The 25,234-nt window shown below is 72.7% G+C and carries 25 protein-coding genes; 13 read left to right on the top strand and 12 right to left on the bottom strand.

Annotated features, from left to right (window positions below; genetic code table 11):
- Nucleotides 1-8: 8 nt before the first annotated feature.
- The 3 genes from IE142_RS15970 to IE142_RS15960 all read left to right on the top strand — a co-directional run bounded on the left by IE142_RS15970 (nt 9) and on the right by IE142_RS15960 (nt 2,787).
- Entirely contained in the window at nt 9-863 is an 855-nt protein-coding gene (locus tag IE142_RS15970; protein WP_191886391.1) for an SDR family NAD(P)-dependent oxidoreductase, read from the top strand.
- A gap of 79 nt (nt 864-942) precedes the next feature.
- Nucleotides 943-1,851, top strand: coding sequence for a DMT family transporter (locus IE142_RS15965; protein ID WP_191886390.1), 909 nt, complete (start codon nt 943-945; stop codon nt 1,849-1,851).
- Between the two features lie 117 nt (nt 1,852-1,968).
- Nucleotides 1,969-2,787 carry a polysaccharide deacetylase family protein gene (locus tag IE142_RS15960; RefSeq protein WP_191886389.1) on the top strand — a complete coding sequence of 273 codons (819 nt, stop codon included), beginning with the start codon at nt 1,969-1,971 and terminating at the stop codon, nt 2,785-2,787.
- Between the two features lie 297 nt (nt 2,788-3,084).
- Here IE142_RS15960 and IE142_RS15955 read toward each other — a convergent pair whose 3' ends face one another.
- From IE142_RS15955 to IE142_RS15940, 4 genes are read right to left on the bottom strand one after another with little or no spacing between them, the layout of a single operon-like run.
- Complete coding sequence (locus IE142_RS15955; RefSeq protein ID WP_191886388.1) at nt 3,085-4,215, bottom strand: XdhC family protein; 1,131 nt, start codon at nt 4,213-4,215, stop codon at nt 3,085-3,087.
- Nucleotides 4,208-6,358, bottom strand: coding sequence for a xanthine dehydrogenase family protein molybdopterin-binding subunit (locus tag IE142_RS15950; protein ID WP_191886387.1), 2,151 nt, complete (start codon nt 6,356-6,358; stop codon nt 4,208-4,210). Before IE142_RS15950 ends, IE142_RS15955 begins: the two co-directional genes overlap by 8 nt.
- Entirely contained in the window at nt 6,355-7,347 is a 993-nt protein-coding gene (locus tag IE142_RS15945; protein ID WP_191886386.1) for an FAD binding domain-containing protein, read from the bottom strand. The genes IE142_RS15950 and IE142_RS15945 overlap by 4 nt, the downstream gene beginning before the upstream one ends.
- Nucleotides 7,344-7,922, bottom strand: a complete 579-nt coding sequence (locus IE142_RS15940) for a (2Fe-2S)-binding protein (protein ID WP_191886385.1) — start codon at nt 7,920-7,922, stop codon at nt 7,344-7,346. Before IE142_RS15940 ends, IE142_RS15945 begins: the two co-directional genes overlap by 4 nt.
- 190 nt (nt 7,923-8,112) lie before the next feature.
- Here IE142_RS15940 and IE142_RS15935 point away from each other — a divergent pair, with 190 nt between their 5' ends.
- Nucleotides 8,113-8,703 carry a TetR/AcrR family transcriptional regulator gene (locus tag IE142_RS15935; RefSeq protein WP_191886384.1) on the top strand — a complete coding sequence of 197 codons (591 nt, stop codon included), beginning with the start codon at nt 8,113-8,115 and terminating at the stop codon, nt 8,701-8,703.
- Here the strand turns inward: IE142_RS15935 and IE142_RS15930 are convergent.
- Nucleotides 8,666-9,463, bottom strand: coding sequence for a response regulator (locus IE142_RS15930; RefSeq protein ID WP_191886383.1), 798 nt, complete (start codon nt 9,461-9,463; stop codon nt 8,666-8,668). The two genes, IE142_RS15935 and IE142_RS15930, sit on opposite strands and share 38 nt — an antisense overlap.
- Nucleotides 9,460-11,106 carry a sensor histidine kinase gene (locus tag IE142_RS15925; RefSeq protein WP_191886382.1) on the bottom strand — a complete coding sequence of 549 codons (1,647 nt, stop codon included), beginning with the start codon at nt 11,104-11,106 and terminating at the stop codon, nt 9,460-9,462. Before IE142_RS15925 ends, IE142_RS15930 begins: the two co-directional genes overlap by 4 nt.
- 337 nt (nt 11,107-11,443) lie before the next feature.
- On the opposite strand from IE142_RS15925, the gene IE142_RS15920 reads away from it, so the two are divergent.
- The 3 genes from IE142_RS15920 to IE142_RS15910 are packed head-to-tail and all read left to right on the top strand — an operon-like array spanning nt 11,444 to nt 14,467.
- Nucleotides 11,444-12,430, top strand: coding sequence for a Bug family tripartite tricarboxylate transporter substrate binding protein (locus tag IE142_RS15920; RefSeq protein WP_191886381.1), 987 nt, complete (start codon nt 11,444-11,446; stop codon nt 12,428-12,430).
- A complete protein-coding gene (locus tag IE142_RS15915; RefSeq protein ID WP_191886380.1) occupies nt 12,427-12,966 on the top strand; it encodes a tripartite tricarboxylate transporter TctB family protein in 540 nt (179 codons plus the stop codon). The genes IE142_RS15920 and IE142_RS15915 overlap by 4 nt, the downstream gene beginning before the upstream one ends.
- A gap of 1 nt (nt 12,967) precedes the next feature.
- Nucleotides 12,968-14,467, top strand: coding sequence for a tripartite tricarboxylate transporter permease (locus tag IE142_RS15910; RefSeq protein ID WP_191886379.1), 1,500 nt, complete (start codon nt 12,968-12,970; stop codon nt 14,465-14,467).
- A 42-nt stretch (nt 14,468-14,509) separates the two neighbouring features.
- Here the strand turns inward: IE142_RS15910 and IE142_RS15905 are convergent, their stop codons facing one another.
- Entirely contained in the window at nt 14,510-16,009 is a 1,500-nt protein-coding gene (locus tag IE142_RS15905; protein WP_191886378.1) for an AAA-type ATPase lid domain-containing protein, read from the bottom strand.
- 168 nt (nt 16,010-16,177) lie between these two features.
- Between IE142_RS15905 and IE142_RS15900 the strand changes: the two genes are divergently transcribed.
- From IE142_RS15900 to IE142_RS15885, 4 genes are read left to right on the top strand one after another with little or no spacing between them, the layout of a single operon-like run.
- A complete protein-coding gene (locus IE142_RS15900; RefSeq protein WP_191886377.1) occupies nt 16,178-17,176 on the top strand; it encodes an amidohydrolase family protein in 999 nt (332 codons plus the stop codon).
- A gap of 1 nt (nt 17,177) precedes the next feature.
- Entirely contained in the window at nt 17,178-17,957 is a 780-nt protein-coding gene (locus IE142_RS15895; RefSeq protein WP_191886376.1) for an iron-sulfur cluster assembly protein, read from the top strand.
- Nucleotides 17,954-18,991, top strand: coding sequence for an NAD(P)-dependent alcohol dehydrogenase (locus IE142_RS15890; protein ID WP_191886375.1), 1,038 nt, complete (start codon nt 17,954-17,956; stop codon nt 18,989-18,991). Before IE142_RS15895 ends, IE142_RS15890 begins: the two co-directional genes overlap by 4 nt.
- A 41-nt stretch (nt 18,992-19,032) precedes the next feature.
- Nucleotides 19,033-19,356, top strand: coding sequence for a putative quinol monooxygenase (locus tag IE142_RS15885; protein WP_073731250.1), 324 nt, complete (start codon nt 19,033-19,035; stop codon nt 19,354-19,356).
- A 77-nt stretch (nt 19,357-19,433) separates the two neighbouring features.
- Here IE142_RS15885 and IE142_RS15880 read toward each other — a convergent pair whose 3' ends face one another.
- Complete coding sequence (locus IE142_RS15880) at nt 19,434-19,859, bottom strand: YjbQ family protein (protein WP_191886374.1); 426 nt, start codon at nt 19,857-19,859, stop codon at nt 19,434-19,436.
- Between the two features lie 55 nt (nt 19,860-19,914).
- Here IE142_RS15880 and IE142_RS15875 point away from each other — a divergent pair, with 55 nt between their 5' ends.
- Nucleotides 19,915-20,994, top strand: coding sequence for an NAD(P)-binding domain-containing protein (locus tag IE142_RS15875; protein WP_191886373.1), 1,080 nt, complete (start codon nt 19,915-19,917; stop codon nt 20,992-20,994).
- An 11-nt stretch (nt 20,995-21,005) separates the two neighbouring features.
- On the opposite strand, the gene mltG is transcribed toward IE142_RS15875, so the two are convergent.
- A complete protein-coding gene (gene mltG, locus IE142_RS15870; protein WP_191886372.1) occupies nt 21,006-21,872 on the bottom strand; it encodes an endolytic transglycosylase MltG in 867 nt (288 codons plus the stop codon).
- Between the two features lie 43 nt (nt 21,873-21,915).
- The gene (locus IE142_RS15865) at nt 21,916-23,718 is read right to left on the bottom strand and encodes an ABC transporter ATP-binding protein (protein WP_191886371.1); all 1,803 of its coding nucleotides are present in this window, start codon (nt 23,716-23,718) and stop codon (nt 21,916-21,918) included.
- 125 nt (nt 23,719-23,843) lie between these two features.
- Between IE142_RS15865 and IE142_RS15860 the strand changes: the two genes are divergently transcribed.
- Complete coding sequence (locus IE142_RS15860; RefSeq protein WP_191886370.1) at nt 23,844-24,305, top strand: MarR family winged helix-turn-helix transcriptional regulator; 462 nt, start codon at nt 23,844-23,846, stop codon at nt 24,303-24,305.
- Between the two features lie 9 nt (nt 24,306-24,314).
- Here IE142_RS15860 and IE142_RS15855 read toward each other — a convergent pair whose 3' ends face one another.
- Both IE142_RS15855 and IE142_RS37365 read right to left on the bottom strand, forming a co-directional pair.
- Complete coding sequence (locus IE142_RS15855; RefSeq protein WP_191886369.1) at nt 24,315-25,064, bottom strand: hypothetical protein; 750 nt, start codon at nt 25,062-25,064, stop codon at nt 24,315-24,317.
- 4 nt (nt 25,065-25,068) lie between these two features.
- Nucleotides 25,069-25,203 (bottom strand): hypothetical protein, encoded by a 135-nt coding sequence (locus IE142_RS37365; protein ID WP_268252962.1) that lies wholly within the window; start codon nt 25,201-25,203, stop codon nt 25,069-25,071.
- Nucleotides 25,204-25,234 lie beyond the last annotated feature (31 nt).

Here is a 25,234-nt window from a genome sequence, read left to right as displayed (position 1 = left end):
TGGTCCTCATGTCCCATGCGTTCTCCCGTCCCCGGTCGGTTCCCGGACCGCAGGTCGTCGAGCCCGACGCGGACCGCGCCGGGCCCCGGCGGGAGCCCGTCGGCGGGCGGGGCACTCGGACGCGCACGGCTCTCGTGACGGGTGCGTCCTCCGGCATCGGCGCGGCCGTGGCCCGCCGGTTGAGCGAGGAGGGCGGCTGGCGGCTGGTGCTCAGCGGGCGTGACCCGTCGCGGCTGCGCGAGGTCGCCGAGGACGCCTCGGCCACCGCCTTCGCCGCGGATCTCACCCTGCCCGGCGCCGACCGGCAGCTCGCCGACTTCACGCTGACCACGTTGGGCCCGGTGGACCTGCTGGTGGCGGGTGCCGGGGTCGGCTGGGCCGGCGAGTTCCTGGACATGCCTTGGCACGCCATCGACGAGGTGCTCGACATCAACGTGTCGGCCACACTGCGGCTGGTGCGGCTGGTGCTGCCGGGCATGGTGCAGGCGGGGTCGGGGCGGGTGGTGCTCATCGGGTCACTGGCGGGCAGTGTGGCGGTGCGCGACGAGGCCGTGTACTCCGCGGCCAAGGCCGCGATCGGCGGCTTCGCGGACGCGCTGCGTTACGAGCTGCGCGGCACCGGCGTGGGGGTCACGCACGTGGTGCCCGGTGTGATCGACACCCCGTTCTTCGAGCGTCGCGGCGCTCCCTACCGACGCTCCCGGCCGCGTCCGGTGCCGCCCGAGCGCGTGGCCGAGGCGGTGCGGACGGCTGTTGTCCGGGGCCGGGACGAGGTCTACGTGCCGGGCTGGCTACGACTGCCGTGCCGGGTGCGGGGCACGGCACCGGGGCTGTACCGGCGGCTGGCCGCGCGGTTCGGATGACGTGCGGTGCGTGCGGCGGTCGTGCGGTGCGGATGCCGTGCGGTGCGGGTGAGGTCCGGATGAGCGGGAGTGCGCGGCGGTGAGTGCCCTTACCGTCGTCCTGGCTCTGTTCGCGGCGTTGTCCAACGCGGCGGCGTCGGTGCTGCAGCGCCGGGCGGCGGCGCAGGACGAGAACCGGGCGGGTGCCCGGCACACGGTGGTGCGCTCGCTGCTGCGTCTGGTGCGCGACCGCTACTGGGTGGGCGGGGCGGCACTGCTGGCGCTGACGACGGTGCTTCAGGGGGCCGCGCTGGCGGTGGGCAGTCTGGCCGTCGTGCAGCCGCTGATGGCCAGTGAGCTGCTGTTCACCCTGATGGTGGGCAGTCTGGTCTTCCACCGGAGGCCCGACCCGCGGACCTGGCTGGCGTTCGTGGCGCTGGCCGCGGGACTCTCGCTGTTCCTGGGCGCCGCCGCGCCGTCGGTCGGCCATGACACCGCGACGCCGGGCCGGTGGGGCTGGGCGGGCCTGGCGCTGTTCGTCGTGGTGACTGCCCTGGCCTCGGCCGGCAGCCTGGTGCGGGGCGCTCCCCGGGCCGCTCTGTTCGGGTCGGCGTCGGCCGTGGCGTTCGGTGGTACGGCGGCGTTGCTCAAAGAGGTCACCGGGCGGCTTCCGCAAGGGGTGGGTGCGGTGCTGGCCCAGTGGCCGGTGTACGCCACGGGAGTGGTCGGCGTGGTCAGCTTCCTGCTGTTGCAGAGCGCGTTGCGCGCGGGAACCCTCGCGGCGTCCCAACCGGCGCTGACCCTGGGCGACGCGCTGACCAGCGTGGCCCTGGGCTGGGCGCTGTTCGGCGAGGAGATCGCGCTCGGGGTACGGGTGCTACCCGAACTGGTCGGCGTGGCTCTGATCGGCCTCGGCAGCGTGGGACTGGCGCGGGCGCCGTCGGTGCACGGTGCGTGGGACACGGCGCCGGCGGCGCGGGACGGGCCCGCGGGCCGGCGGAAGGGGTGACCGGGCTGCCCCGAGGCGGGCCACCCGCCGCCCGGCACCGCGCCGGGCGCGCGGGGCGAGGTGGTCGGAACGGGCGGAGACGGAAGCAGTAAGCGGACGGGGACGGGAGACGGACGCATGCGTGAGGGTTTGCGTGCCGGACCGGCGGTGTGCGCCGTCGCTCCGTTCGTCGCCGTGCTGGCCCACATCGGTCCGGCCGCGACCTGGCTGCCGGTGCTGCGCCGGCGCCGGTTCCCCGGGCTGGCCGGACAGGGCCGCCCCGGCCATGTCGCCCTCACCTTCGACGACGGCCCCGACCCGGTCTCCACGCCGCACTTCCTCGACCTGCTGGACGGGCTCGGGGTGCGGGCGACGTTCTTCGTCGTGGGCGAGAACGTCGTACGTCACCCGGCCCAGGCCCGCGAGCTGGCCCGGCGGGGGCACGAACTCGCCGTCCACGGCTGGACGCACCACCGTCCCTGGCTGCCGTCACCGGCGCGGGACACGCGCGAGCTGGGGCGGGCCGTCGGCGTGGTGCGCGAGATCACCGGGCAGGTCCCGCTCTGGTACCGCCCGCCCTACGGCATCCTCACCTCCGGCCGCTGGGTTGCGTGCCGCCGGGCCGGACTCCGGCCGGTGCTCTGGACGGCGTGGGGCAAGGACTGGCGGCAGGACGCCACACCCGCCTCGGTCCGGGCCACCGTGACGGCGGACTTGCGCGGGGGCGGCACCGTCCTCCTGCACGACACCGACCGTCTCTCCGCCCCCGGCAGCTGGCGGGCCGCCCTCGCCGCCCTGCCCGGCATCGTGCGCGACTGCCGCGCGGCCGGGCTGGAGGTCGGGCCGCTGCTGGAGCACGGGGTCGTCGGGACGGACCGCGCCCGGGAGGCGGGTCGGGGCGTACCGGTGACGTCGGGGGCCGCGCCGTTTCGGTCAACGGCGCCCGGACAGCCGTAGCGTCATCCGGGACGACCGCGAGCGGCGTGCGGCGCCCTACCTGTCGCGTCCGCCCTGGGTGCTGCGCGAGTAGGACGTGCTCACCGACGGTGAGCGGCAAGCGGTCCTGGGTCCTCGGGGGTTGGATCGTGCGGCTGTGCGCCCCGCGGTGGCACGACGACGCGGTCTTGCGCGCGCTCGTAGGCGGGCCGGGCACTTCACCGTGGAGCCGACCGACCCGCGGCCTGCGGGGCCCCGGCGCGGGGGTGTCCCGGTGGCGGCCCGGCGCGGCCGGGCGTCAGCCCCTTCCCGCTCCCGTCAGGCCGCCGCCCCGGTCAGCCCGCGGTGGATCGGGGCCGCGCCGCCGGTCAGGGGCCGCCCCGTTCCGCCGTGCCGCAGGGCGACGATCTCCGCCGCGATGGAGAGCGCGGTCTCCTCGGGTGTCCGGGCGCCCAGGTCCAGGCCGATCGGCGAGCGGAGGCGGGAGAGTTCGCGCTCGGTCAGGCCCGCCTCGCGCAGCCGCCGGTTCCGGTCCTCGTGGGTGCGGCGTGAGCCCATGGCCCCGACGAACGCGACCGGCATCCGCAGGGCCTCCGTCAGCAGCGGCACGTCGAACTTCGCGTCGTGGGTGAGGACGCACAGCACCGTGCGCTCGTCCGTGCGCGTGCCGCGCAGGTAGCGGTGCGGCCAGTCGACGACGACCTCGTCGGCCTCGGGGAAGCGGGCCTGCGTGGCGAAGACGGGCCGGGCGTCGCACACCGTCACGTGGTGGCCAAGGAACTTGCCGGCCCGCACCAGCGCCGCCGCGAAGTCGACCGCCCCGAAGACGATCATGCGGGGCGGCGGCACCCTGGACTCGACCAGCAGTGTGAGCCCGCCGGGGCAGTGCGAGCCGTCCTCCGAGAGGCCGACCGTGCCGGTACGGCCGGCGTGCAGCAGGGCGCCGGCCTCGGCGACCGCCGTGCGGTCCAGGTCCGGGTGGCCACCGAGACCGCCCTCGTACGAGCCGTCGGAGCGGACCAGCAGCGCCCGGCCCAGCAGTTCGGCGGGGCCCTCGACGACCCGGGCGAGGGCCGCGGTGCCGCCCCGGGCGGCGGTGGACAGCACCGCCCGGAACACCTCCCGCGAAGGCGCCCCCGTGCCGACCGGTGTGACCAGCACGTCGATGATCCCGCCGCAGGTGAGGCCGACCGCGAAGGCGTCCTCGTCGCTGTAGCCGAACCGCTCGCGCACCGTCTCGCCGCTGCGGAGGGCGTCTGCGCACAGCTCGTACACCGCGCCCTCCACGCAGCCGCCGGAGACCGAGCCGATCGCCGTGCCCTCGCTGTCGACGGCGAGGGCGGCTCCTGGCCCGCGCGGCGCGCTGCCGCCGACGGAGACGACGGTGGCGACGGCGAACTCCCGGCCCTCCTCCAGCCAGCCGTTCAGCTCGTCGGCGATGTCAAGCATCCGCCCCGCCCCCGGCTGTGGGCGCCGTCGCCGAGAGCACGCGGTCGGGACGGATCGGGAGGCTGCGGTGGCGTACGCCGGTCGCGTGCCAGACGGCGTTGGCGACGGCCGCCGCCGCGCCGACGATGCCGATCTCGCCGACGCCCTTGATGCCGACCGGGTCGTCCGGGTCGTGGTCCTCCACCCAGTCCGCGTCGATGTCGCCCACGTCGGCGTGCGTGGCGACGTGATAGCCGGCGAGGTCGGGGGCGTACAGGCCGCCGGTGGAGCGGTCCCGGACCGCCTCCTCGTGCAGGGCCATGGAGATGCCCCAGATCATGCCGCCGACGAGTTGGTTGCGGGCGGTGAGGGGGTTGACGATGCGACCCGCCGCGAAGATGCCGAGCATGCGGCGCACCCGCACCTCGCCGGTGGCGGTGTCCACGGCGACCTCGGCGAACTGCGCCCCGAACGAGTGCCGTTCCTTCTGCGCGAGGGCGCCGAGTGCAGCGGTGGTGTCGGAACGCACGGTGATGCCCTCCGGGGGGACGGTCGTGCCCAGGGCGAGCCGCTCCCGCAGGTCGCGGGCCGCCTCCGTGATCGCCCAGGCCCAGGAGCGGGTGCCCATCGAGCCGCCCGCGATCATCGCCGGTCCGAAGTCGCTGTCGCCGATCCGGACCCGGACCCGCTCGGGCGTGACCTCCAGCGCGTCGGCGGCGACCAGGGTGAGCGCGGTCCGGGCGCCGGTGCCGAGGTCGGCGGCGGCGATCCGCACGGTGAAGGTGCCGTCGGCCTCCGCGGTCAGCAGGGCCGTGGAGGGGCCGGCACCCGCGCCGAACGAGGCCGCGGCCGTGCCGGTGCCCAGCAGCCAGCGTCCGTTGCGGCGCATTCCGGGCCGCGGGTCGCGCTCGGCCCAGCCGAAGCGGCGGGCCCCTTCGCGGAAGCAGGCAGCCAGGTTGCGGCTGCTGAACGGCAGGCCGGAGACCGGTCCTGCTTCGGGCTCGTTGCGCAGGCGCAGTTCGATCGGGTCGAGGCCGCAGCGCTCGGCGAGTTCGTCCAACGCCGACTCGATGGCGAAGGACCCCGGCGCCTCACCCGGCGCGCGCATGAAGGTCGGGGACGGCACGTCGAGCCGTACGACGTGGTTGGCGGTGCGATGGGCGTCGGCGTCATACATGACCCGGGCGACGCCGGCGCCGGGCTCCACGAACTCGTACACGGTCGAGGTCTGGTTCAGCGAGCGGTGTTCCAGGGCGCGCAGCCGGCCGTCGCCGTCGGCGCCGAGCCGGACGCGCTGGGCGGTGGGGCTGCGGTAGCCGGCCAGCGAGAACATCTGACGCCTGGTCATCACCACGCGCACCGGGCGGTGCAGGACGGTCGCGGCCATCACCGCGGACACCTGGTGGGCGCGCAGTCCCTTGCTGCCGAAGCCGCCGCCGATGTGTTCGGAACGCACCCGCACGGCCGACTCGTCCAGGGAGAACATCTTCGCCAGCTCGGTCTGGACCCAGGTGGCGCCCTGGTTGGAGTCGATCACCTCCAGCCGGCCGCCGTCCCACAGGGCCGTGGCCGCGTGCGGCTCCATCATGCTGTGGTGCTCTTCGGGGGTGGTGTACTCCTCGTCCACGACGAAGGCGGACGAGGCGAGCCCGGCCGCCAGGTCGCCCTTCTCGGTCTCGGCGGGCATGTGCCCGTCGGCCGGGTAGGCGCCGGGATGGTCGGAGGTGAGCGCGGTGTCGTGCGGCTCCTCGTCGTAGGTGACGACGAGGGCCTCGGCGGCCTCCCGGGCCTGCTCGGGCGTCTCGGCGACGACGAGGGCGACCGGCCAGCCGGCGTGCGGGACCCGGTCGTCCTGGAAGACGGCGGCGGTCGGGTCCGGCGGGATGCCCAGCAGGCCGATGTAGTCGGTGTCGACGCGCGGGGCGTTGCCGTGGTGGAGCACGGCGAGCACGCCCGGCATGCCGAGGACGGCGTCGGTGTCGATGGAGCGGACGCGTCCGCGGGCGACCGTGGACAGGGCGAGCCAGCCGTGGGCGAGATCGGCGAAGGGGACCTCGCCGGCGTAACGCGCCGCCCCGGTGACCTTGTCGCGGCCCTCCACGCGCGTGTGCGCGGTGCCGACGGCCCCCTTGACCTCCGTGCGGCCGGTGGTGGCGGTGGTCATCGGGCGGCCTCCTCGGCGAGTTCGGTCAGGACGGCCACCACGAGGTTGCGCACGAGGGTCACCTTGTATCCGTTGTCGGGCAGCGGCCTCGCGGCCGCTAGTTCGGCGTCGGCCGCGGTGCCGAAGGTCGTGCCGTCGGCGGGCGCGCCGATCAGCACGCTCTCGGCCGCACGGGCCCGCCAGGGCCGCGAGGCGACCGCGCCGAAGGCCAGCCGCGCGTCGCGTACGACGCCGTCCTCGACGTCGAGCGCGGCGGCGACCGAGGCGATGGCGAAGGCGTACGAGGCGCGCTCGCGCACCTTGCGGTAGCGGGAGCGGGCGGCGACCGGGGCGGGCGGCAGGACGACGCCGGTGATCAGCGCGCCGGGCGGCAGGGCCGTCTCCCGGTGCGGGGTGTCTCCGACGGGGAGGTAGAAGTCGGCGATCGGTGACTTCCCCTGCCGGTCAGAAGTTTCGTACGTGACGGCGGCGTCCAGGGCGGCGAGGGCGACGCCCATGTCCGAGGGGTGGACGGCCACGCAGTGGTCGGTGGCGCCCAGGATCGCGTGGTTGTGGTGCTCGCCGGTGACGGCAGGGCAACCGCTGCCGGGGGCGCGCTTGTTGCACGGTTTGCTCAGGTCGGTGAAGTATCCGCAGCGGGTGCGCTGGAGGAGGTTGCCGCCGACGGTGGCCATGTTGCGCAGCTGCCCGGAGGCGCCGGCCAGGACCGCCTGGGTCAACGCCGGGTAGCGGCGGCGCACTTCGGGGTGGGCGGCGAGGTCGCTGTTGGTGACGGTGGCGCCGATGCGCAGGCCGCCTTCGGGGGTGGGTTCGATACCGTCCAGGGGGAGTTCGCGGACGTCGACGAGGCGGGCGGGGCGTTCCACGCCGGCCTTCATGAGGTCCACGAGGTTGGTGCCGCCGCCCAGGTAGCGGGCGTCGGGGTCGGCGGCGATCAGTGCGACCGCACCCGAGACGTCACCGGCGCGCTGATATCCGAACTCCCTCATGCGGCCGTCTCCTTCGCGCTCTCCGTGTCCGCCTCGCCGTGCGCCTCGGCCGCGCGGGCGACCGCCTGGACGATGGAGACGTAGGCGCCGCAGCGGCACAGGTTGCCGCTCATCCGTTCGCGGATCTCCTCCGGTGTCAGGGGCGGCGGTCCGGCCTCGGGCCGCACGTCCTCGGTGGCGGCGCTGGGCCAGCCGGCCGCGTGTTCCTCGATGACGGCGATCGCCGAGCAGATCTGGCCGGGGGTGCAGTAGCCGCACTGGTAGCCGTCGAGGTCGAGGAAGGCCTGCTGCACCGGGTGCAGCCGGTCACCCTCGGCCAGGCCCTCGATGGTGGTGATCTCGCGTCCCTCGGCTGCGACGGCGAGGTTCAGGCAGGCCACGGCGCGGCGCCCGTCGACCAGGACGGTGCAGGCACCGCACTGTCCCTGGTCGCAGCCCTTCTTGGTACCGGTGAGATCGAGGCGCTCGCGCAGGGCGTCGAGCAGGGTGGTGCGGTGGTCGACGGTCAGCTGGTGCTTCTCGCCGTTGATGTTCAGGGTGACGGCACTGGACGTCGACGAGGGCGCTGGGGCCATGATCAGCCTTCTTTGGTGTCTGGTGACAGGGAAAACTGGCTGTAGGCAGTGGGGGCATCGATGGGCGGGGGCCGTCGGCCGCTTCCGCCGCTAGAGTGGGCAGGTAACCGGACAGCTGTCCGCTCACTGGAAACGTAACGGACAGTTGTCCGCTTAGCAAGGTCGGTATTCGGCCACGGAAGGAGGACGAGTGCCGCAGCCGAAGAGAGACAAGCCGGACACTCCCCTGCGCTCGGACGCCCAGCGCAACCGCGAGCGGATCCTGGAAGTGGCCACGGAGGAACTGACGCACTGCGCGAACGCCCCGTTGAGCGTCATCGCCAAGAAGGCGGGGGTCGGGCAGGGCACCTTCTACCGCAATTTCCCCAACCGCGAGGCCCTCGTCCTGGAGGTCTACCGCTATGGCATGCAGCAGGTGGCCGACGCCGCGCCCGAACTGCTGGCCACCCGGGAACCCGACCGGGCCCTGCGCGAGTGGATGGATCGCCTCGCCGAGTTCGCCATGACCAAGGCGGGCCTGGCGGCCGCGATCCGGCTGGTCACCAGTGCGCCCGGGGCACCGGAGAAGCCGCGGCCCACCCCGGTCATGGACGCGGCCGAGTTCCTGCTCCGTGCGAACGAGGAGGCCGGCACCATCCGGCCCGGGGTGTCCGGCGACGACTTCTTCCTCGTCATCGGCGGTCTGTGGCTGATCGATCCCGGTGAGGACTGGCAGCCGCGGGTCACCCGGTTCCTGGACTTCGTCATGGACGGGCTGCGGGCGGGAGCACCCGGCCGGTGACCGCGTCACGGAGGCGGTAGCGGCGTTCGGGACGGCCGGCCACGCCGTAGCGCAGGGAGACGTCCACGCTGCCCGTGGTGTGGAAGTACTCCAGGTAGCGGCGGGCGCTGACCCGGGACACGCCGGTGAGCGCGGCGCACTCACTGGCCGACAGGGTGCCCTCGGCCGCACGCAGGGTGCGTTCGACCAGCTCGGCGGTCTCCACGCTCATGCCCTTCGGCAGCGCCGGGACCGGAGCGACGGGCGCCGCCGCTCCGGCCAGGACACGGTCGACGTCCGCCTGGCTGCGGACCACCGTGCCGAGGAGCCGGCCCCGCTGGACGGCGTAGCGCTCCAGCCGGACCCGCAGGTCCTCGAACTCGAACGGTTTGAGCAGGTAGTCGACCACGCCGTGCCGTACGGCGCCGCGCACCGCGTCCGCCTCCCGGGCCGCGCTGATGACCATGACGTCGCAGTCGTGGCCGGCCGCGCGCAACCTGGGGATGACGTCGAGGCCGAAGACGTCCGGCAGGTACAGGTCGAGCAGGACGAGGTCGGGGCGCAGCTCACCGACGGCGGTGAGGGCCTCCTCGCCGGTGCCGGCGACCCCGAGGACCCGGAAGGGCTCGACGCGTTCGACGAAGGCGCGGTGGACCCGGGCCACCATGAAGTCGTCGTCGACCACGAGGACGCCGATCGCGGAGGCGGTGGCCCCGGGCTCCCCCGCCCCGGGCACGGCGGTCGTGGCGGTCGCGTCGGCCGCGCCGCTCGTACCCGTCATGGTGCTGCTCCTTCCGCCACCGCGTCGGTGAGGTGGCTGACGGTCATGCGTGCGGTGAACATGGCCCCCTCCGGGGTGTTGGTCACCGAGATCTCACCGCCGTGACGTTCGCAGACCAGCCGGGTCAGAGCCAGGCCGATGCCGCGCTCGCCCTGCCGGGCGGCCTTGGTGGTGAAGCCGTGCGAGAAGACCTCGCGGGCCAGTCCGGGGGCCACTCCGGGCCCGGAGTCGCGGACCACGATCTCGACGCTGGAGGCGTCCTGCCTGAGCTCGACCTCGACCCAGGCCCCGCGGCCTTCACCGGACGCCGCGGCGGCGTCCACAGCGTTGTCGACGAGGTTGCCGACCACGGTGGCCACGTCGGCGGCGTCCTCGGGGGCCAGCCGGTCGAGCGCCGTACGGTCCGACAGACGCAGGGCGACCCTGCGCTCGGCCGCCAGGGAGGACTTCGCCGTCAGCAGCGCGGCGACCGCGGTGTCGCGGACCCGGCGGCTGAGGGTGACGTCGAGGGACTGGCGGCGCTGGTTGAGCGCGCGGATGTAGCGCACCACCTCGTCCTGCTCGCCGATCTGGAGGAGCCCGGAGATGGTGTGCAGTTGGTTGGCGAACTCGTGGGCCTGGGCGCGCAGCAGCTCGGAAGTGGAGCGGAAGGAGCCGATCTCCCGCTCCAGGCGGGCCAGTTCGGTGCGGTCGCGCAGGGTGGTGACCGAACCGAGCGGTCGGCCGTTCTTGGTGATTGTCATGCGGTTCATCACCAGGACCCGGCCGTGGCGGACGACGACCTCGTCGCGCGGTTCGGCCGCTTCGGTCGTGACACCGGCGAGGACGTCGCGCAGCCGTCCGTCGATGCCGAGGCCGTCCAGGCTCTGGCCCACGCAGTCGGCGGGCAGGCCGAGCAGGCGCCGGCCCATCTCGTTGACCAGGGTGAGCCGGTGCTGCGGGTCGAGGGCGACCACGCCCTCGGCGATGCCGTACAGCATGGCCTCCCGGTGCTCGGCGAGCCCGGCGATCTCGCGCGGCTCCAGGCCGAGGGTCTGCCGCTTGACGCGCCGGGCGAGCAGCCATGAGCCGGCCACGCCGAGGCCGCTGGCGATGCCCAGGTAGGCGAGCAGGTAGGAGGAGGCGCCACTGAGGCGTTGCCAGGCCGTCGGGTCGGCCTCGCCCACCATCACCGTGCCGAGGTGCCGGCCGAGGGTCTGGCGGGTGGCGCCGAGCACCGGGACCTGGGCGACGAGTTCCCGACTGCCCTGCACGGTCAGCGGTCCCGACCAGCCGCGCCCCGCGGCGGCGTCCTCGCCGCGCGGCAGCCGGCCGCCGATCAGCGTGGGGTCGGTGGAGCTGACGACTCGGCCGTCGGCGTCGGCCACGGTGACCGAGGTGACGCCGGACTGGGTCTGCGTCGAGTTGACCAGCGGGGCCAGGGCCTTCTGCGGCACCGGACGCAGGAGCTGGCTGCGTACCAGCGGCGTGGCGGCCAGCTGTTCGGCGAGGGCGGTGACCCGGCGGCCCTCGACCCGGTTGAAAGTGGCCTTGGACTGAGCGAGCGAGACGGCGGCCACCGCGAGCAGGACCACCACGACGATGGCGAGCTGGAGGACCAGCATCTCGCCCGCGAGGGTCTGACGGCGGAAGGTGGGGGCCACGGCGGACTCGTTCTCGGCTGGCGAAGGGGGACGGGCGGGTGTGCCGGGTCGCCATCATGGCGCTCACCTGCGGCGAAGGAAAGGGATGTGCCGTCTTCGCAATGAACCGGCGACCCCGCGGCGACCAACCGCAACTTGCCGGAAAGGGCGAATCGGACCTTCCCGGGTTGACGAACCGGGCGGTTTCGGGGGCCACCTGCGGCGACCGCAATGACCACAACCTCCCTTGGTTCCGCAAAGAAGACACGGGGCAGAGCCGCGGGCACCATGTGGCCCACGTCACCCCCCCACAGGGCTTCCCCGTACCGATCTACCCAACCGACAGGTGGTGTCATTCGTGCGCCTGCGCACCCCCCTTGCCCTGCTAGGGGCCGCCGTGCTCGTGCTCGCGGGGCCGCCGTTGCTCTCCACGGGCAGCGACTCCGAGACCGGCACGCAGATCCCCGGCCTGCGCTTCATGGTTCCCAACACGCCCGGCGGTGGCTACGACATCACCGCCCGCACGGCCGCCAAGAACGCGGAGGACGCTGGGCTCACGCACAACATCGAGGTGTTCAACCTGCCCGGGGCGGGCGGCACCGTGGGCCTGAGCCGGCTGGTGAGCGAGCACGGCAACGGCAAGCTCGCCATGTCCATGGGCCTCGGTGTGGTGGGCGCCGCCCGTTCCAACCACGCGCCCAAGACCCTCGCCGACACCACGCCGATCGCACGGCTCACCGAGGAGCAGGACGTCGTGGTGGTCGCCAAGGACTCGCCGTACAAGACGATCGACGAGCTGATCAACGCCTGGAAGAAGGACCCGGGCACGATCCCCGTCGGGGGCGGTTCGTCGCCGGGCGGGCCCGACCACCTCGCGCCGATGCTGATGGCGCAGGCCGCCGGGATCTCTCCCAAGTCGGTCAACTACATCCCCTTCGACGGAGGCGGCGAACTGCTCGCGTCGATCCTCGGCGACAAGGTCGGCTTCGGGGTCTCCGGCGTCGGCGAGTACCTGGACCAGATCAAGGCGGGCGAGCTGAGGGTGCTCGCGGTGACCGGCCCGGAGCGGGTCGACGACCTCGAGAACGCGCCGACCCTCAAGGAGTCCGGCTACGACGTGGACTTCACCAACTGGCGCGGCATCGTCGCCCCGCCCGGCCTGTCCGAGGCGGAGCGGAACAAGCTGACCCGCCTGTTCGAGGAGCTGCACGACTCCCCCGAGTGGAAGAAGTCCCTGGAGCAGAACGGCTGGGACGACGCCTTCCTCACGGGTGACGAGTTCGGCGCGTTCCTGGACGCCCAGGACAAGCGTGTGGTGTCGGTACTGAAGGAGCTGGGACTGTGACGACGCCGACGACCGAATCCCCCACCGGAACGGCCACGGGCCGGCGCGCGTGGTTGCGCGAGCACTCCGAACTGGGCGTGTGCGTCCTGTTGCTGGCGCTCGGTGTGCTGGTGCTGACCGACGCGCTCACGATGGACGTCGACATCACCCAGCGCGGGCCGGTCGGCCCGAAGACCGTGCCGATCGCCGTCGGCATCGGTTTGCTGGTGATCTCCGCGCTACTCGCCGTGGACGTCCTGCGCGGCGGCCGGGGCGAGGCCGAGGGCGGCGAGGACGTCGACCTGTCCGAGCCGGCCGACTGGCGCACGGTCCTGCTGCTCACCGGCGTCTTCCTCGGCTCGGCGGTGCTGATCGAGCCGGCCGGCTTCCCCGTCGCGGGCGCGCTGCTGTTCTGGGGCGCGGCCTTCGCACTGGGCAGCCGCCGCGTGGACCGCGATCCGCTCATCGCCGCGGTGCTGTCCCTGCTCACCTACGTCGTCTTCGACAAGCTGCTCGGCGTGCCGCTGCCCGGCGGTCCGCTGATGGGAGTGCTCTGACATGAACGCCCTCAACTCCCTCATGGACGGGTTCGGGACGGCCCTGACCCCGGTCAACCTCCTGTGGGCCGCGCTCGGTGTGCTGCTCGGCACGGCCATCGGCGTCCTGCCCGGCATCGGTCCGGCGATGGCGGTGGCACTGCTGCTGCCGGTGACGTACGGACTCGACCCGGTCGCCGCGTTCATCATGTTCGCCGGCATCTACTACGGCGCGATGTTCGGCGGTTCCACCACCTCCATCCTGCTCAACACCCCCGGTGAGAGCGCCGCCGTGGTCGCGGCCATGGAGGGCAACCCCATGGCCAAGTCGGGGCGCGGCGCACAGGCGCTGGCCGCCGCCGCCATCGGCCACTTCGCGGGCGGCATGATCGGCACGGTCCTGCTGGTGGCGCTGGCGCCGACGGTGGCCGACCTGGCGGTGGACATCGGCGCGCCGGACTACTTCGCCATCATGGTGCTGGCGTTCATCGCCGTGACCTCGGTGCTGGGTTCCTCGCGCGTCAGAGGCATGGCCTCCCTGCTGATCGGCCTGACGATCGGCCTGGTGGGCCTGGACCAGATGACCGGCCAGCAGCGGCTGACCTTCGGCTCGCTCCAGCTCGCCGACGGCGTGGACGTGGTGATCGTCGCGGTCGGGCTGTTCGCGATCGGCGAGGCGCTGTGGGTGGCGGCGCATCTGCGGCGCGGGGCGGCGGAGCCGATCCCGGTGGGCCGGCCCTGGCTCGGCCGCGGTGATGTGAAGCGGACGTGGAAGTCCTGGCTGCGCGGACCGTTCATCGGCTTCCCGTTCGGCGCGATCCCGGCCGGCGGCGCGGAGATCCCGACATTCCTGTCGTACGTCACGGAGAAGCGCCTGTCCACGCACAAGGACGAGTGGGGCAAGGGCGCCATCGAGGGTGTGGCGGGCCCGGAGTCGGCGGCGTCGGCCTCGGCGGCGGGCACGCTGGTGTCCATGCTGACGCTGGGCCTGCCGACGACGGCGGTCGCGGCGGTCATGCTGGCCGCGTTCCAGCAGTACGGCATCCAGCCGGGACCGCTGCTCTTCGAACGCGAGCCCGAGCTGGTGTGGGGCCTGATCGCCTCCCTCTTCGTCGGCATGGTGCTGCTCCTCGCGCTCAACCTGCCCCTGGCGCCGGTGTGGGCCAAGCTGCTGCGCATCCCTCGGCCGTACCTCTACGCGGGGATCATGTTCTTCGCGGCGGTCGGCGCGTACGCGGTCGGCGGCGAGGTCGTCGACCTGGTGACCCTGCTGGTCATCGGCCTGGTCGGATTCGGCATGCGGCGTTACGGCCTGCCGATCCTGCCCGCGGTGATCGGCGTCATCCTCGGCCCGAACGCCGAGCAGCAACTGCGCCGAGCCCTCCAGATCAGCGACGGCAGCGTGACCGGCCTGGTCAACACTCCGTTCGCGGTGACGGTGTACGCGGTGATCGTGGTGTTGCTGGCGTGGCCGCTGCTGAAGCGGCTGGTGACGCGGGGGCGTTCGCGGGCCGACGCCTGATACCCGGCCCGCTGCGGCCGACCCGTCCGGCGGCCCGTGGCATCAAACACGGTGGACGCCGCGGCCCGGTACGTCGATGCCGTACCGGGCCGTCTTGCGGTAGAGCGTGGCGCGGCTCATGCCCAGGCGTTCCGCCACCTCCGCCATCGTGGTGCCGGGCTCGGTCAGGCAGCGCACGATCTCGTCGCGTTCCAGTTCCTGGAGGCGGCTCAGCCGGCGCCGGGCGCCGGTGAAGACCTCCGCCGGCAGGTGCCGGGCGTCCACCAGGTCCGCCCGGGACGCCGCCGCGCGCACCGCGCGCCTCAGCTGGCGTACGTTCTCCGGCCACTCGTACGAGGTCAGAGCCCGTACGGCGCCCGGTGTGAAGGTCACTTCATGACCCCGGTGGCGGCGCGCGAAGTGCCGGGCGAGCGGCATCACGTCGTCCGGGCGGTCCCGCAGGGGCGGTACCTCGACCACGGTGCCCACGAGCGGGGTCAGCTCGGGCGGGATCGCGGAGTAGTCCGACGCGGTCAGCGCGAACGGTTGCATGCGGGGCCGTGCGTCCTCGCCCGTGCGGCGGACCCGGGCGAACAGCCCGGCCAGCTCCGCGGCGGCCCACGCGGGCAGCGTGTCCACCCGGGAGACGATGACGCAGGTGTCGTCCTTGGCCAGTTCCGGGGTCCACAGCGACAGCCAGGCCCGGATGTCGTCCGGCTCCGGGGGCCGCGCGGCCAGGACCCGCTCCCGCGGCGCGGCCGGCCGGCGTGCCGCCGAGACCAGTGCCGTCCGGCCCGCGCCGGGCTCGCCGACGGCCGCCACCACGCGCCCCTCGGCCAGCGCGGTGCGGGCCGTCCCCACGCACTGCCGCCAGGCCGAGGACAGGGGGCGCTCGGCGTCGTCGTAGCCCTCGGTGCCGTCGGCGTAGACCCGGAAGACCTCGCCGCGCGGCAGGGGACGGACCCGGCGTCCCGAGCCGCGCGCCAGCATCAGTGCCGTGGTGCTCCCGGCGGTCGCCTGGGCCAGCGCCAGCAGGAGCTGCGAGGAGGAGTCCGACCAGGTCGTGAGGTTGACGGTGCCGGCGACCTGCCCGGTGACCGGATCGAGGACCGGCGCCGCGGCACAGGTGTAGCCGCGCAGTCCGGCGCAGAAGTGCTCCTCGGCACGCACCAGCGAGGGGGCGCGGTCGGCGAGGGCGAGACCGAGCCCGTTGGTGCCGGCGTTGGACTCGGCGAAGTAGAAGCCGGGCGCCAGGTGCACACGGTCCAGGGAGCGGTCGATCGAGGCGTCGTCGCTGAGCCGGCACAGCACCAGGCCCTCGTGGTCGGTGATCATCATGCTGACCGGCTCGTTCGCCAGGGTGGCGCGCAGTCCTTTCAGCACCTCGTGACCGCACTCGTACAGCAGCGATCCGGTGTCCACCGAGCCGGTGAAGACGGGCCGCATCTCCTCCGGCGTCAGTCCGTACGTCTCGCTGCGCCGCCACGACGCCCGCAGGCGCCAGGGGAACGCGACGGCCTCGCCGCCGGCCGCGAGGGAGACGTCCGTGTGCGCGTTGTCCACTTCGACCTCCGCGGGACGCGTCGTTGCGTGCCACGCTACTGCCCGCCGGTCCGGATCCCGCCGGCCCGGATGTCGGATGTCTCAAAGTGAGACACCCGACGGCTGCCGCCGCCCCTCCCCCGCTTCCTACGGTGCTCCACAAGCTGCCGGCGAGATGGAAGGGACGCCATGTACCGCAAGGACGGCGAGAACTACTTCATCGTGGACGCGCACGTAGCTCTCTGGGACGCGCGGCCCGACAACCAGCGCAACATCCACGGGAAGCAGTTCATCGACTGCTTCTACGACTACCACCGCAACCTCGGCCCCGAGTCCGAGGTGTGGCCGTACGAGGAGTTCCTCTACTACGGCGGCGAGCGGCTGATGAAGGACCTCTTCGTCGACGGGTACGTCGACCACGCCATCTTCCAGCCCGCCCGGCTCGGCGCGTTCTACGACACCGGCTTCGGGCAGACCGAGGAGGCGTTCGCCCTCACCCTCAAGCACCCCGGCAAACTGACCTACAACCACTGCTTCGACCCGCGCTTCGAGGAGGCGGGCCTGAAGCGACTGCGCGAGGACGCCGCGCGCTTCGGTCTGAAGGGCGTCAAGCTCTACACCGCCGAGTGGCAGGGCAACTCCCGCGGCTACAAGCTCGACGACCCGTGGACCTACCGCTACCTGGAGGCGTGCCAGGAGCTGGGCATCAGGAACATTCACGTCCACAAGGGCCCCACCATCCGTCCGCTGGACCGGGACGCCTTCGACGTGGCCGACGTCGACAAGGCCGCCACCGACTTCACCGACCTGAACTTCGTGGTCGAGCACTGCGGCCTGCCCCGGCTGGAGGACTTCTGCTGGATCGCCACCCAGGAGCCCAACGTGCACGCCGGGCTCGCCGTCGCGATTCCGTTCATCCACAGCCGTCCCCGCTACTTCGCGCAGATCATCGGGGAGTTGATCTACTGGCTGGGCGAGGACCGCATCCAGTTCTCCAGCGACTACGCGCTGTGGACGCCCAAGTGGCTCGTCGAGCGGTTCGTCGATTTCCGGATCCCGGCGGACATGGACGAGTATCCGCAGCTCACGGTCGCCCAGAAGAAGAAGATACTCGGTCTGAACGCGGCCGCCATGTACGGCATCGAGGTGCCCGCCGAGGGCCGGCTGCCCGAGCCGGCGGTGGCCTGACATGAGGGCCGCGCGACTTCGGGCGGCTGCGCTCGCCGCGCTCGCCACCGTGTACGACCCCGAACTGGACGAGCCCATCACCGACCTCGGGTTCGTCCGCTCGCTGACCGCCGACGACGGCCGGATCACGGTGCACCTGCGGCTGCCGACGTCGTTCTGCTCCCCGAACTTCGCCTACCTCATGGCCTCCGACGCCAAGGACGCCCTCACGGCACTGCCCGGAGCCCGCGAGGTCGCCGTCCTGCTCGACGACCACCACGACTCCGAGCTGATCAACCGGGGTCTGGCGGCCGACGCCGGATACCGCGGCACCTTCGGCCACGAGGCGGAGCGGGATTTGGAGGAACTGCGGAAGATCTTCCGCCGCAAGGCCCACACGGCCGCCATGGAACGGGCACTCACGGCGCTGCTGCGCGCCCGGCCCGGCCTGGTTGAGGAACAACTCGGCGAGGTGGCGCTGGGCGACCTGCCGGACACCGCCGCCACCCGGGCACTGCTGCGCCGCCGTGCCGCGCTCGGGCTCGGCACCGCGCCCACGGACCCGGCTCTCGTGGACGACTACGGCCGCCCGTTCCCGCCCGGGGAGATCCCGCTGCGCCTGCGGTTCGCCCGGTCGGTGCGCATCTCGATCGACGGCAACGCGCACTTCTGCCGCGGGCTGCTGCGCACCCGTTACCCGGACTCCGCCGCCGACCAGGCGCCTCGATCCTGCGACGACGGGAACCCGGAGGGCGCCGCCCCCGCCGCCCACCGGACGACGATCAGGGAGAACATCGCATGAAGGCAGTCCAGGTCGTCGGGTACGGCGACCACCCGCTCGACAACATCCGCATGGCCGAGGTGCCCGCCCCCGAGGTGTCCGGTCCGCACGACGTGATCGTGCGGATCGGCGGCGCCGGGGTGTGCCGGACGGACCTGCACATCCTGGAAGGGCAGTGGGCCGAGAAGTCCGGCGTGCGCCTGCCGTACACCATCGGGCACGAGAACGCGGGCTGGGTGCACGCCGTCGGCAGCGCCGTCACGAGCGTCGCCGAGGGCGACAAGGTCATCGTCCACCCGCTGATGACCTGCGGACTGTGCCGGGCCTGCCGGGCCGGCGACGACGTCCACTGCGAGCAGTCGTTGTTCCCCGGCATCGACACCGCCGGCGGATACGCCGAGTACCTCAGGACGTCCGCGCGCAGTGTGGTGCGCCTCGACGACTCCCTGGAACCGGCCGACGTCGCGGCCCTGGCCGACGCGGGGCTGACCGCCTACCACGCGGCGGCCAAGGCGGCGCGGCGACTGCGGCCCGGCGACCGGTGCGTGGTCATCGGCGCGGGCGGCCTCGGCCACATCGGCATCCAGGTGCTGAAGGCCCTCACCGCCGCCGAACTCGTCGTCGTCGACCGCAACCCGGAGGCGGTGAAGCTGGCTCGGGCCATCGGCGCCGACCAAGGCGTCGTCGCCGACGGCGACCACGTCGAAGAGGTGCTGGAGCTGACCGGCGGCCACGGCGCGGAGGTCGTCGTCGACTTCGTCGGCGAGGGGGGCGCCACCCGCGACGGCGTCCGCATGCTGCGCCGGGCCGGCGACTACCACGTCGTCGGATACGGCGAGAACATCGACGTCCCGACGATCGACGTCATTTCGTCCGAGATCAACTTCATCGGTAACCTCGTTGGCAGCTACACCGACCTGTGCGAGCTGATGGTGCTCGCGGCGCAGGGCCGGGTAAGGCTGCACACGGCGACGTACCCGCTCGACCGGTTCCAGGACGCGCTGGCGGACCTGGACGCCGGACGGGTGCGCGGGCGCGCCGTCCTCGTGCCGTGACCGGAAGACACCCGGTCCCGCCATCACAGAAAGCGAACGTCATGATTTTCATTACGGCGAAGTTCCAGGTGCTCCCGGAACACGCGGACCAGTGGCCGGAGATCTCCGGCGAGTTCACCCGGGCCACCCGTGAGGAGCCCGGTTGCCTCTGGTTCGACTGGTCCCGCAGCCTCGACGACCCGTCCGAGTACGTCCTGGTCGAAGCGTTCCGCGACGACGAGGCCGGCGCCGCGCACGTCCAGTCGGCGCACTTCCGGGCCGCGCAGGAGAAGCTGCCGCGGTACCTGGCCCGTACGCCCCGCATCGTGAACACGACGCTCGACCAGGACGGCTGGTCGGAGCTGGGTGAGATGGCGGTGGAGTAGGGGCCGGACCCGCCGGCCCGGCCCGCGAGGGCCGGACCGGCGGGCCGCTTCGCCGACCCGGCCCGCGAGGGCCGCCGTCAGCCGAGGAAGCTCAGCCGGACCCGGCGGTCGGGGTTGTCCCTGTTGGTGTCCACCAGGCACACCGACTGCCAGGTCCCCAGCTCCAGACGGCCACCGATCACGGGGAGCGTCGCGTGCGGCGGCACGAAGGCGGGCAGGACGTGGTCGCGGCCGTGGCCGGGACTGCCGTGGCGGTGCTGCCAGCGGTCGTCGGCGGGCAGCAGGGTGTGCAAGGCGGCCAGCAGGTCGTCGTCACTGCCGGCGCCTGTCTCGATGATGGCGATACCGGCGGTGGCGTGCTGGACGAAGACGTTGAGGAGGCCGTCGCGGCCGGCCGCCGCCTCGCGCAGGAAGGTCTCGCAGTCGCCCGTGATGTCGGCGACCCGCTCCGCCGAGCCGGTGGCGAGGTTCAGGATTCGGGTGGTGAAGGCAGCATCTGGCATGCCCCAATCCTGGCACCGGGGGAAGATCGGGGCGCGCTCCACCGTTGGTGGAAGCGTGAACGACATACGTGAGGTCGAGGTAGTCGTCATCGGCGCGGGTCAGGCAGGGCTCGCCGCCGCCCATCACCTGCGGCGCACCGGCTTCGAGTCGGAGCACGACTTCGTGGTGCTGGACCACTCCCCCGGGCCGGGCGGTGCCTGGCAGTTCCGCTGGCCGTCGCTGACGTACGGCAAGGTGCACGGCATGCATGCGCTGCCGGGCATGGAGCTGACCGGAGCGGATTCGGCGCGGCCGTCCGCCGAGGTGATCGGCGAGTACTTCGCGGCGTACGAGAAGACCTTCGACCTGCGGGTGCGGCGGCCCGTCGATGTCCTCGCGGTGCGCGAGGGGACGGGCGGGCGGCTGCTCGTCGAGACGTCGGCCGGGACCTGGTCGACGCGTGCGCTGATCAACGCGACCGGCACCTGGGACCGCCCCTTCTGGCCGCGCTACCCGGGGCAGGAGACCTTCCTCGGGCGGCAGCTGCACACCGCGCAGTACACCGGTCCCGAGGAATTCGCCGGGCAGCGTGTGGTCGTGGTCGGCGGGGGTGCCTCGGGGACGCAGCACTTGCTGGAACTGGCCCCGTACGCGGCTGCCACCACCTGGGTGACCAGGCGGCCGCCCGTCTTCCGGGAGGGTCCCTTCGACGAGGAGGCCGGCCGTGCCGCGGTGGCGCTCGTGGAGGAGCGGGTGCGGCAGGGGCTGCCGCCCAAGAGCGTGGTGTCGGTGACCGGGCTGCCGCTGAACGACGCGATCCGGGCGGGGCTCGAGTCGGGAGTGCTGGACCGCCTGCCCATGTTCGACCGGATCACCGAGAAGGGCGTGGAGTGGGCCGGCGGACGGCGGGTGGCCGCCGACGCGATCCTCTGGGCAACCGGGTTCCGGGCGGCGATCGACCATCTGGCGCCGCTGCGTCTGCGGGAGGCGGGCGGCGGGATTCGGGTCGAGGGGACGCGCGCCGTCGCCGACCCGCGCATCCATCTCGTCGGCTACGGACCGTCGGCCAGCACCATCGGCGCCAACCGGGCGGGACGCGCGGCGGTACGGGACATCAGGCGGCGGCTGGCCGAGGAGGAGCCGGTCGCCGCGTGACGCCCCGACGGTCACTTGTCCCGCGTCTCACCGGACGCGCTCTGCCGGACGCGGTTGAACTCGGCGACGTTGCGCTGGTGCTCGGCGTAGTCGGCGGTGAAGCGGGTGTCGCCCGGTTTCACGGTGACGAAGTACAGCCAGTCGCCCGGCGTCGGGTTGAGCGCGGCGTGCATCGCGTCCTCGCCCGGGTTGGCGATGGGTGTGGGCGGCAGTCCCATGCGCTGGTACGAGTTGTAGAGGCTGTCGATCGCCGTGTCCTTGGTGGTGGTCTTCAGTGTGGAGCGGCCCAAGGCGTAGTTGATGGTGGAGTCCATCTGGAGCGGCATCCCGCGCTCCAGCCGGTTGAAGATCACCCGGGCCGCCTTGCCCATGTCCTCCTTGGTGGCGGCCTCCGCCTGCACGATGCTGGCGATGGTGACCGCCTGGTAGACGTTGAGCGCGTTGCGCTGGGCGCCGGCGGCGACGGGGGCGCCGGTGAACTTCTTGTTCGCCGTGTCGACCATGGCCGTCAGCAGCTTCTCGGGCGTCGGGTTCTCGCCGAGCGGGTAGGTCGCCGGGAAGAGGTAGCCCTCGGGGTTGCCCTCGGCGTCGTTCGGAAGTTTGAGCTCGGCCTTGGCCAGGGACTTCTTGGTGGTGCCCGCGGGCAGGGCGAGGGTCTTGTCGATGGCGGCGTAGACCTGGGTCGCCCGTCGGCCCTCCGGAATCACGAGGGACGTGGGGCGGGGCTCCCCCTCGTCGTCCGTCATCAGCAGCGGCACCGCCACGGCGGTGCCGGCCACGACGGCGCCGGTCGCGATCAGGGCGATGCGGCCCCGGCGCGTCAGTCGGATCCTTCTCCTGGTGCCTCTCGCGCCGCGTGGCGGAGTGTTCGTCTGCATGCGGGCACGGTAACTCCTATAACCAGACAAAACTGGCATATCTTCACCTTGTCGGCTCCAGTCGGGCGTCCTTTCGGACCAGGGCCGCGTATCGCCCGTCCCGCTTCAGCAGCTCCTCGTGCGTGCCCTGTTCCGCCAGGCGCCCGGAGTCGAGGACCACGATGCGGTCGGCATCCCGGACGGTGGACAGTCGGTGGGCGATAGTGATCGTGGTGCGGTCGGCGGAGAGCGCGTCGATGGCGTCCTGCACGGCGGCCTCGGTACGGGTGTCCAGGGCGCTGGTCGCCTCGTCGAGCACCAGGACGGGCGGGTCGCGCAGGATGGTGCGGGCGATGGCCAGGCGCTGCTTCTCACCGCCGGAGAACCGGTGTCCGCGTTCGCCCACGACCGTGTCGTAACCGTCCGGCAGGGCGGCGATGTGGTCGTGGATCTGTGCCGCCCGCGCGGCCTCCTCCAGCTCCGCGTCGGTGGCGTCCGGCTTGGCGAAGCGCAGGTTCTCGGCGACCGAGGCGTGGAAGAGGTACGTCTCCTGCGAGACGACGCCGACCGCGCGGGCGAGGGTGTCGAAGTCGAGGTCGCGCACGTCCACTCCGTCCAGCGTGACCCGGCCTCCGGTCACGTCGTACAGCCGCGGCACCAGGTGGCCGAGCGTGGACTTGCCCGCGCCGGTCGGGCCGACGACGGCGAGGCCGCTGCCGGCGGGGACGGTGACGGTGATGCCGTCGAGGACCGGGCCGCCCTTGCCGTCGTAGCGGAACTCGACGCCCTCGAAGCGGACCTCGCCCTTGACGTGGTCCAGGTGTACGGGGTCTTCCCGCTCGGTGATGTCGACCGGCAGGTCGAGGTATTCGAAGATGCGCTGGAAGAGCGCGAGCGAGGTCTGGATCTGGACGCCGGTCGACAGCAGGCTCACGGCCGGGCGGAACAGCCCCTGCTGGAGCGAGACGAAGGCGACGATCGTGCCGAGCGAGACGTCGGGGCCGCCGAGCTGGAGGGCGATGCCCGCGGTCCAGTAGATGACGGCCGGCATGGCGGCCATGACGATCGTGATGACGGCCATCCGCCAGCGGCCCGCCATGTTCGACCGCACCTCCAGGTCCACCAGGCCCTCGGACTCGTCGGCGAAGGCCCGGGTGAGCGAGTCGGAGCGGCCCATGGTGCGGCCGAGCAGGATGCCGCTGACGGAGAGCGACTCGGTGACCGTGGCGGCCATCGCGGCCATCTGCTTCTGGCGCCGGGTCGTGATCTTCCTGCGTTCCCTGCCGACGCGGCGGCTGATCCACACGAACACGGGAAGGAGGAGCAGCGAGACGACGGTCAGGCGCCAGTCGAGGACGACCATGGCCACGATCGTGGCGACCACGCTGGTGAGGTTGGAGACCAGGGAGGTCGCCGTGGAGGTGACGGTGGCCTGCATGCCGCCGATGTCGTTGGCGATGCGGGACTGGACCTCACCGGTGCGCGTGCGGGTGAAGAAGGCCAGGGACATCTGCTGGAGGCGGCCGTAGACGGCGGTGCGCAGGTCGTGCATGACCCGCTGGCCCACGGTCGTGGAGATCAGCGTCTGCAGCACCCCGAAGACGCTGGTGAGGACGGCGCCGAGGATCATGCCGAGGGCCAGCAGGCTCAGCAGGCCGGTGCGCCCCTCGGGGATCGCTACGTCGAGAATCTCCTTCAGCAGGAAGGGGGTGGCGACCGAGACGAGCGACGCGGCGCCGACGAGCAGTCCGACGACCGCAAGGCGGCCTCGGTAGGGGCGGAAGAGTCTCAGGATGCGACGCACCTGCCGAGGCTGTTCCTTCGCGTCGGCGGGTGCCTGCCAGGCGGATTCGCGATCGGGGTGCATGGGCTCTCACGAGGTCGGGAGGGGACGGTCGATGACGTCGGCGCAACGCGGACGAACCGGCCTTACGGACCATAGCTCATTGTTACCTACACTCACAATGAACCTTGTCCTGATATTGTTCCCGCATGACCGCCCCCGATCCCGACGGCCTGCTCGCCGAGCAGTTGCTGCGCCTCACCCGCCGGGTGCACCGGATTCAGAAACGCCATCTCGAGCACCGCGACCTGGGCATCACACCGGCCCAGTCCCGTCTGCTGCGCACCCTGGTGCACTACGCTTCGCCGCCCCGCATGGCCGATCTCGCCGAGCGCCTGGAGGTCGTGCCCCGCGCCGTGACGACGCTGGTCGACGGGCTGGAGGCGGCCGGGAAGGTGCGCCGCGTCCCGGATCCCTGCAACCGACGGGTGATCCGGATCGAGCTCACCGACGACGGGCGAGCGGCCCTCCGCGAACTGCACGCCGGGCGCCGCGCGGCCGCGGAGGAGATCCTCGCCCCGCTGACGGACGATCAGCGCACAGTGCTCGGCGGGCTCCTGGACACCCTAATCGACGGCCCCACGGCCGAACGGGGCCATCGGACCCCGTGAGGCGCACGGTCAGGCCTCGAGGTGCGCCCGGTCGCCCATGACCACCACGGGGTGCAGGTCGGGGTCGAGTGTGCGCAGCAGGTACTCCATCCCCTGCTCGGGCAGGCTGACGCAGGCCGACGTGCCGCTGCCGTGGTCCATGTGCAGCCAGATGCTGCCGCCCTTGGACGCGCCCTCGGGGCGGGTCGGGTCGTTCGGTGGGGTGCCCTTGACCCGGTTGTAGTCGATGGCGATCACGTAGTCGAAGTCGTGCCAGTAGGACTTGGCCCACCATCGCGGTGCCGCGAAGGCGTCCGACCGGGTGTACGGGAGACCGGCGCCGGGAGCCGGGTCCGGATCCGGGAGGACGCCGCCCGCGTCGCTGAGGGTGAAGACGCCGACGGGGCTCCGCTTGTCGTTCTCGCGATGGTCGGTCGTCCATCCCTTCTTGCCGTTGTGCGCCGCCCAACCGCGGGCGCGGTGCCAGGCGGAGCCCTGCTTCGCGTACAGCACGACCGTGGAGTCGGCGGAGTCCCTGCCTTCGCCGTACACCGCGACGACCTGGCGGGAGTCGGCGGGTATGCGCCGCTGGAGCCGTTCGCCGACGCCGGGGATCCGTGTCGGGTCGGCCGTGGCGCCGCCTCGGCTCGCCGAGGGCCGTGCGCTCGCCGGGTCCGCCGCGTCGTGCCCGGACGGGCCGACACAGGCGGACAACACCGTCAGGAGGAATCCAAGGGCCGCCGACGCGGCCGCCGTACGCCGTGCACCACCACTCCGCATCGGTTCATGGTCGCACCCGTGCCGAGCCGGTCGGCAAGGCGGCCGGCGGGCGGTAGCCGGATTCGTACCCCACCGCGGAAAACCGCTTGATTTTGGGCATGGCGCGACGCGAACCTTTCACGGTTTGCAGCTTCTTCATGCCGTGGTAAACGGCACTCCCTGACACGAGC

It is taken from the genome of Streptomyces mutabilis, assembly GCF_014649815.1.
In the GTDB taxonomy this organism is placed as follows: domain Bacteria; phylum Actinomycetota; class Actinomycetes; order Streptomycetales; family Streptomycetaceae; genus Streptomyces; species Streptomyces mutabilis.
Note: the sequence above shows the minus strand (reverse complement) of the source record. Positions and strands in the feature narration are given on the sequence as shown.

Bases quoted from the DNA above. Each gene is read 5' to 3' on its own strand.
- IE142_RS15970 (WP_191886391.1), top strand. From the start codon at position 9: ATGTCCCATGCGTTCTCCCGTCCCCGGTCGGTTCCCGGACCGCAGGTC.
- IE142_RS15960 (WP_191886389.1), top strand. From the start codon at position 1,969: ATGCGTGAGGGTTTGCGTGCCGGACCGGCGGTGTGCGCCGTCGCTCCG.
- IE142_RS15955 (WP_191886388.1), bottom strand. From the start codon at position 4,215: ATGCTTGACATCGCCGACGAGCTGAACGGCTGGCTGGAGGAGGGCCGG.
- IE142_RS15950 (WP_191886387.1), bottom strand. From the start codon at position 6,358: ATGACCACCGCCACCACCGGCCGCACGGAGGTCAAGGGGGCCGTCGGC.
- IE142_RS15945 (WP_191886386.1), bottom strand. From the start codon at position 7,347: ATGAGGGAGTTCGGATATCAGCGCGCCGGTGACGTCTCGGGTGCGGTC.
- IE142_RS15940 (WP_191886385.1), bottom strand. From the start codon at position 7,922: ATGGCCCCAGCGCCCTCGTCGACGTCCAGTGCCGTCACCCTGAACATC.
- IE142_RS15930 (WP_191886383.1), bottom strand. From the start codon at position 9,463: ATGACGGGTACGAGCGGCGCGGCCGACGCGACCGCCACGACCGCCGTG.
- IE142_RS15910 (WP_191886379.1), top strand. From the start codon at position 12,968: ATGAACGCCCTCAACTCCCTCATGGACGGGTTCGGGACGGCCCTGACC.
- IE142_RS15900 (WP_191886377.1), top strand. From the start codon at position 16,178: ATGTACCGCAAGGACGGCGAGAACTACTTCATCGTGGACGCGCACGTA.
- IE142_RS15895 (WP_191886376.1), top strand. From the start codon at position 17,178: ATGAGGGCCGCGCGACTTCGGGCGGCTGCGCTCGCCGCGCTCGCCACC.
- IE142_RS15890 (WP_191886375.1), top strand. From the start codon at position 17,954: ATGAAGGCAGTCCAGGTCGTCGGGTACGGCGACCACCCGCTCGACAAC.
- IE142_RS15885 (WP_073731250.1), top strand. From the start codon at position 19,033: ATGATTTTCATTACGGCGAAGTTCCAGGTGCTCCCGGAACACGCGGAC.
- IE142_RS15880 (WP_191886374.1), bottom strand. From the start codon at position 19,859: ATGCCAGATGCTGCCTTCACCACCCGAATCCTGAACCTCGCCACCGGC.
- mltG (WP_191886372.1), bottom strand. From the start codon at position 21,872: ATGCAGACGAACACTCCGCCACGCGGCGCGAGAGGCACCAGGAGAAGG.
- IE142_RS15865 (WP_191886371.1), bottom strand. From the start codon at position 23,718: ATGCACCCCGATCGCGAATCCGCCTGGCAGGCACCCGCCGACGCGAAG.
- IE142_RS15860 (WP_191886370.1), top strand. From the start codon at position 23,844: ATGACCGCCCCCGATCCCGACGGCCTGCTCGCCGAGCAGTTGCTGCGC.
- IE142_RS15855 (WP_191886369.1), bottom strand. From the start codon at position 25,064: ATGCGGAGTGGTGGTGCACGGCGTACGGCGGCCGCGTCGGCGGCCCTT.
- IE142_RS37365 (WP_268252962.1), bottom strand. From the start codon at position 25,203: ATGAAGAAGCTGCAAACCGTGAAAGGTTCGCGTCGCGCCATGCCCAAA.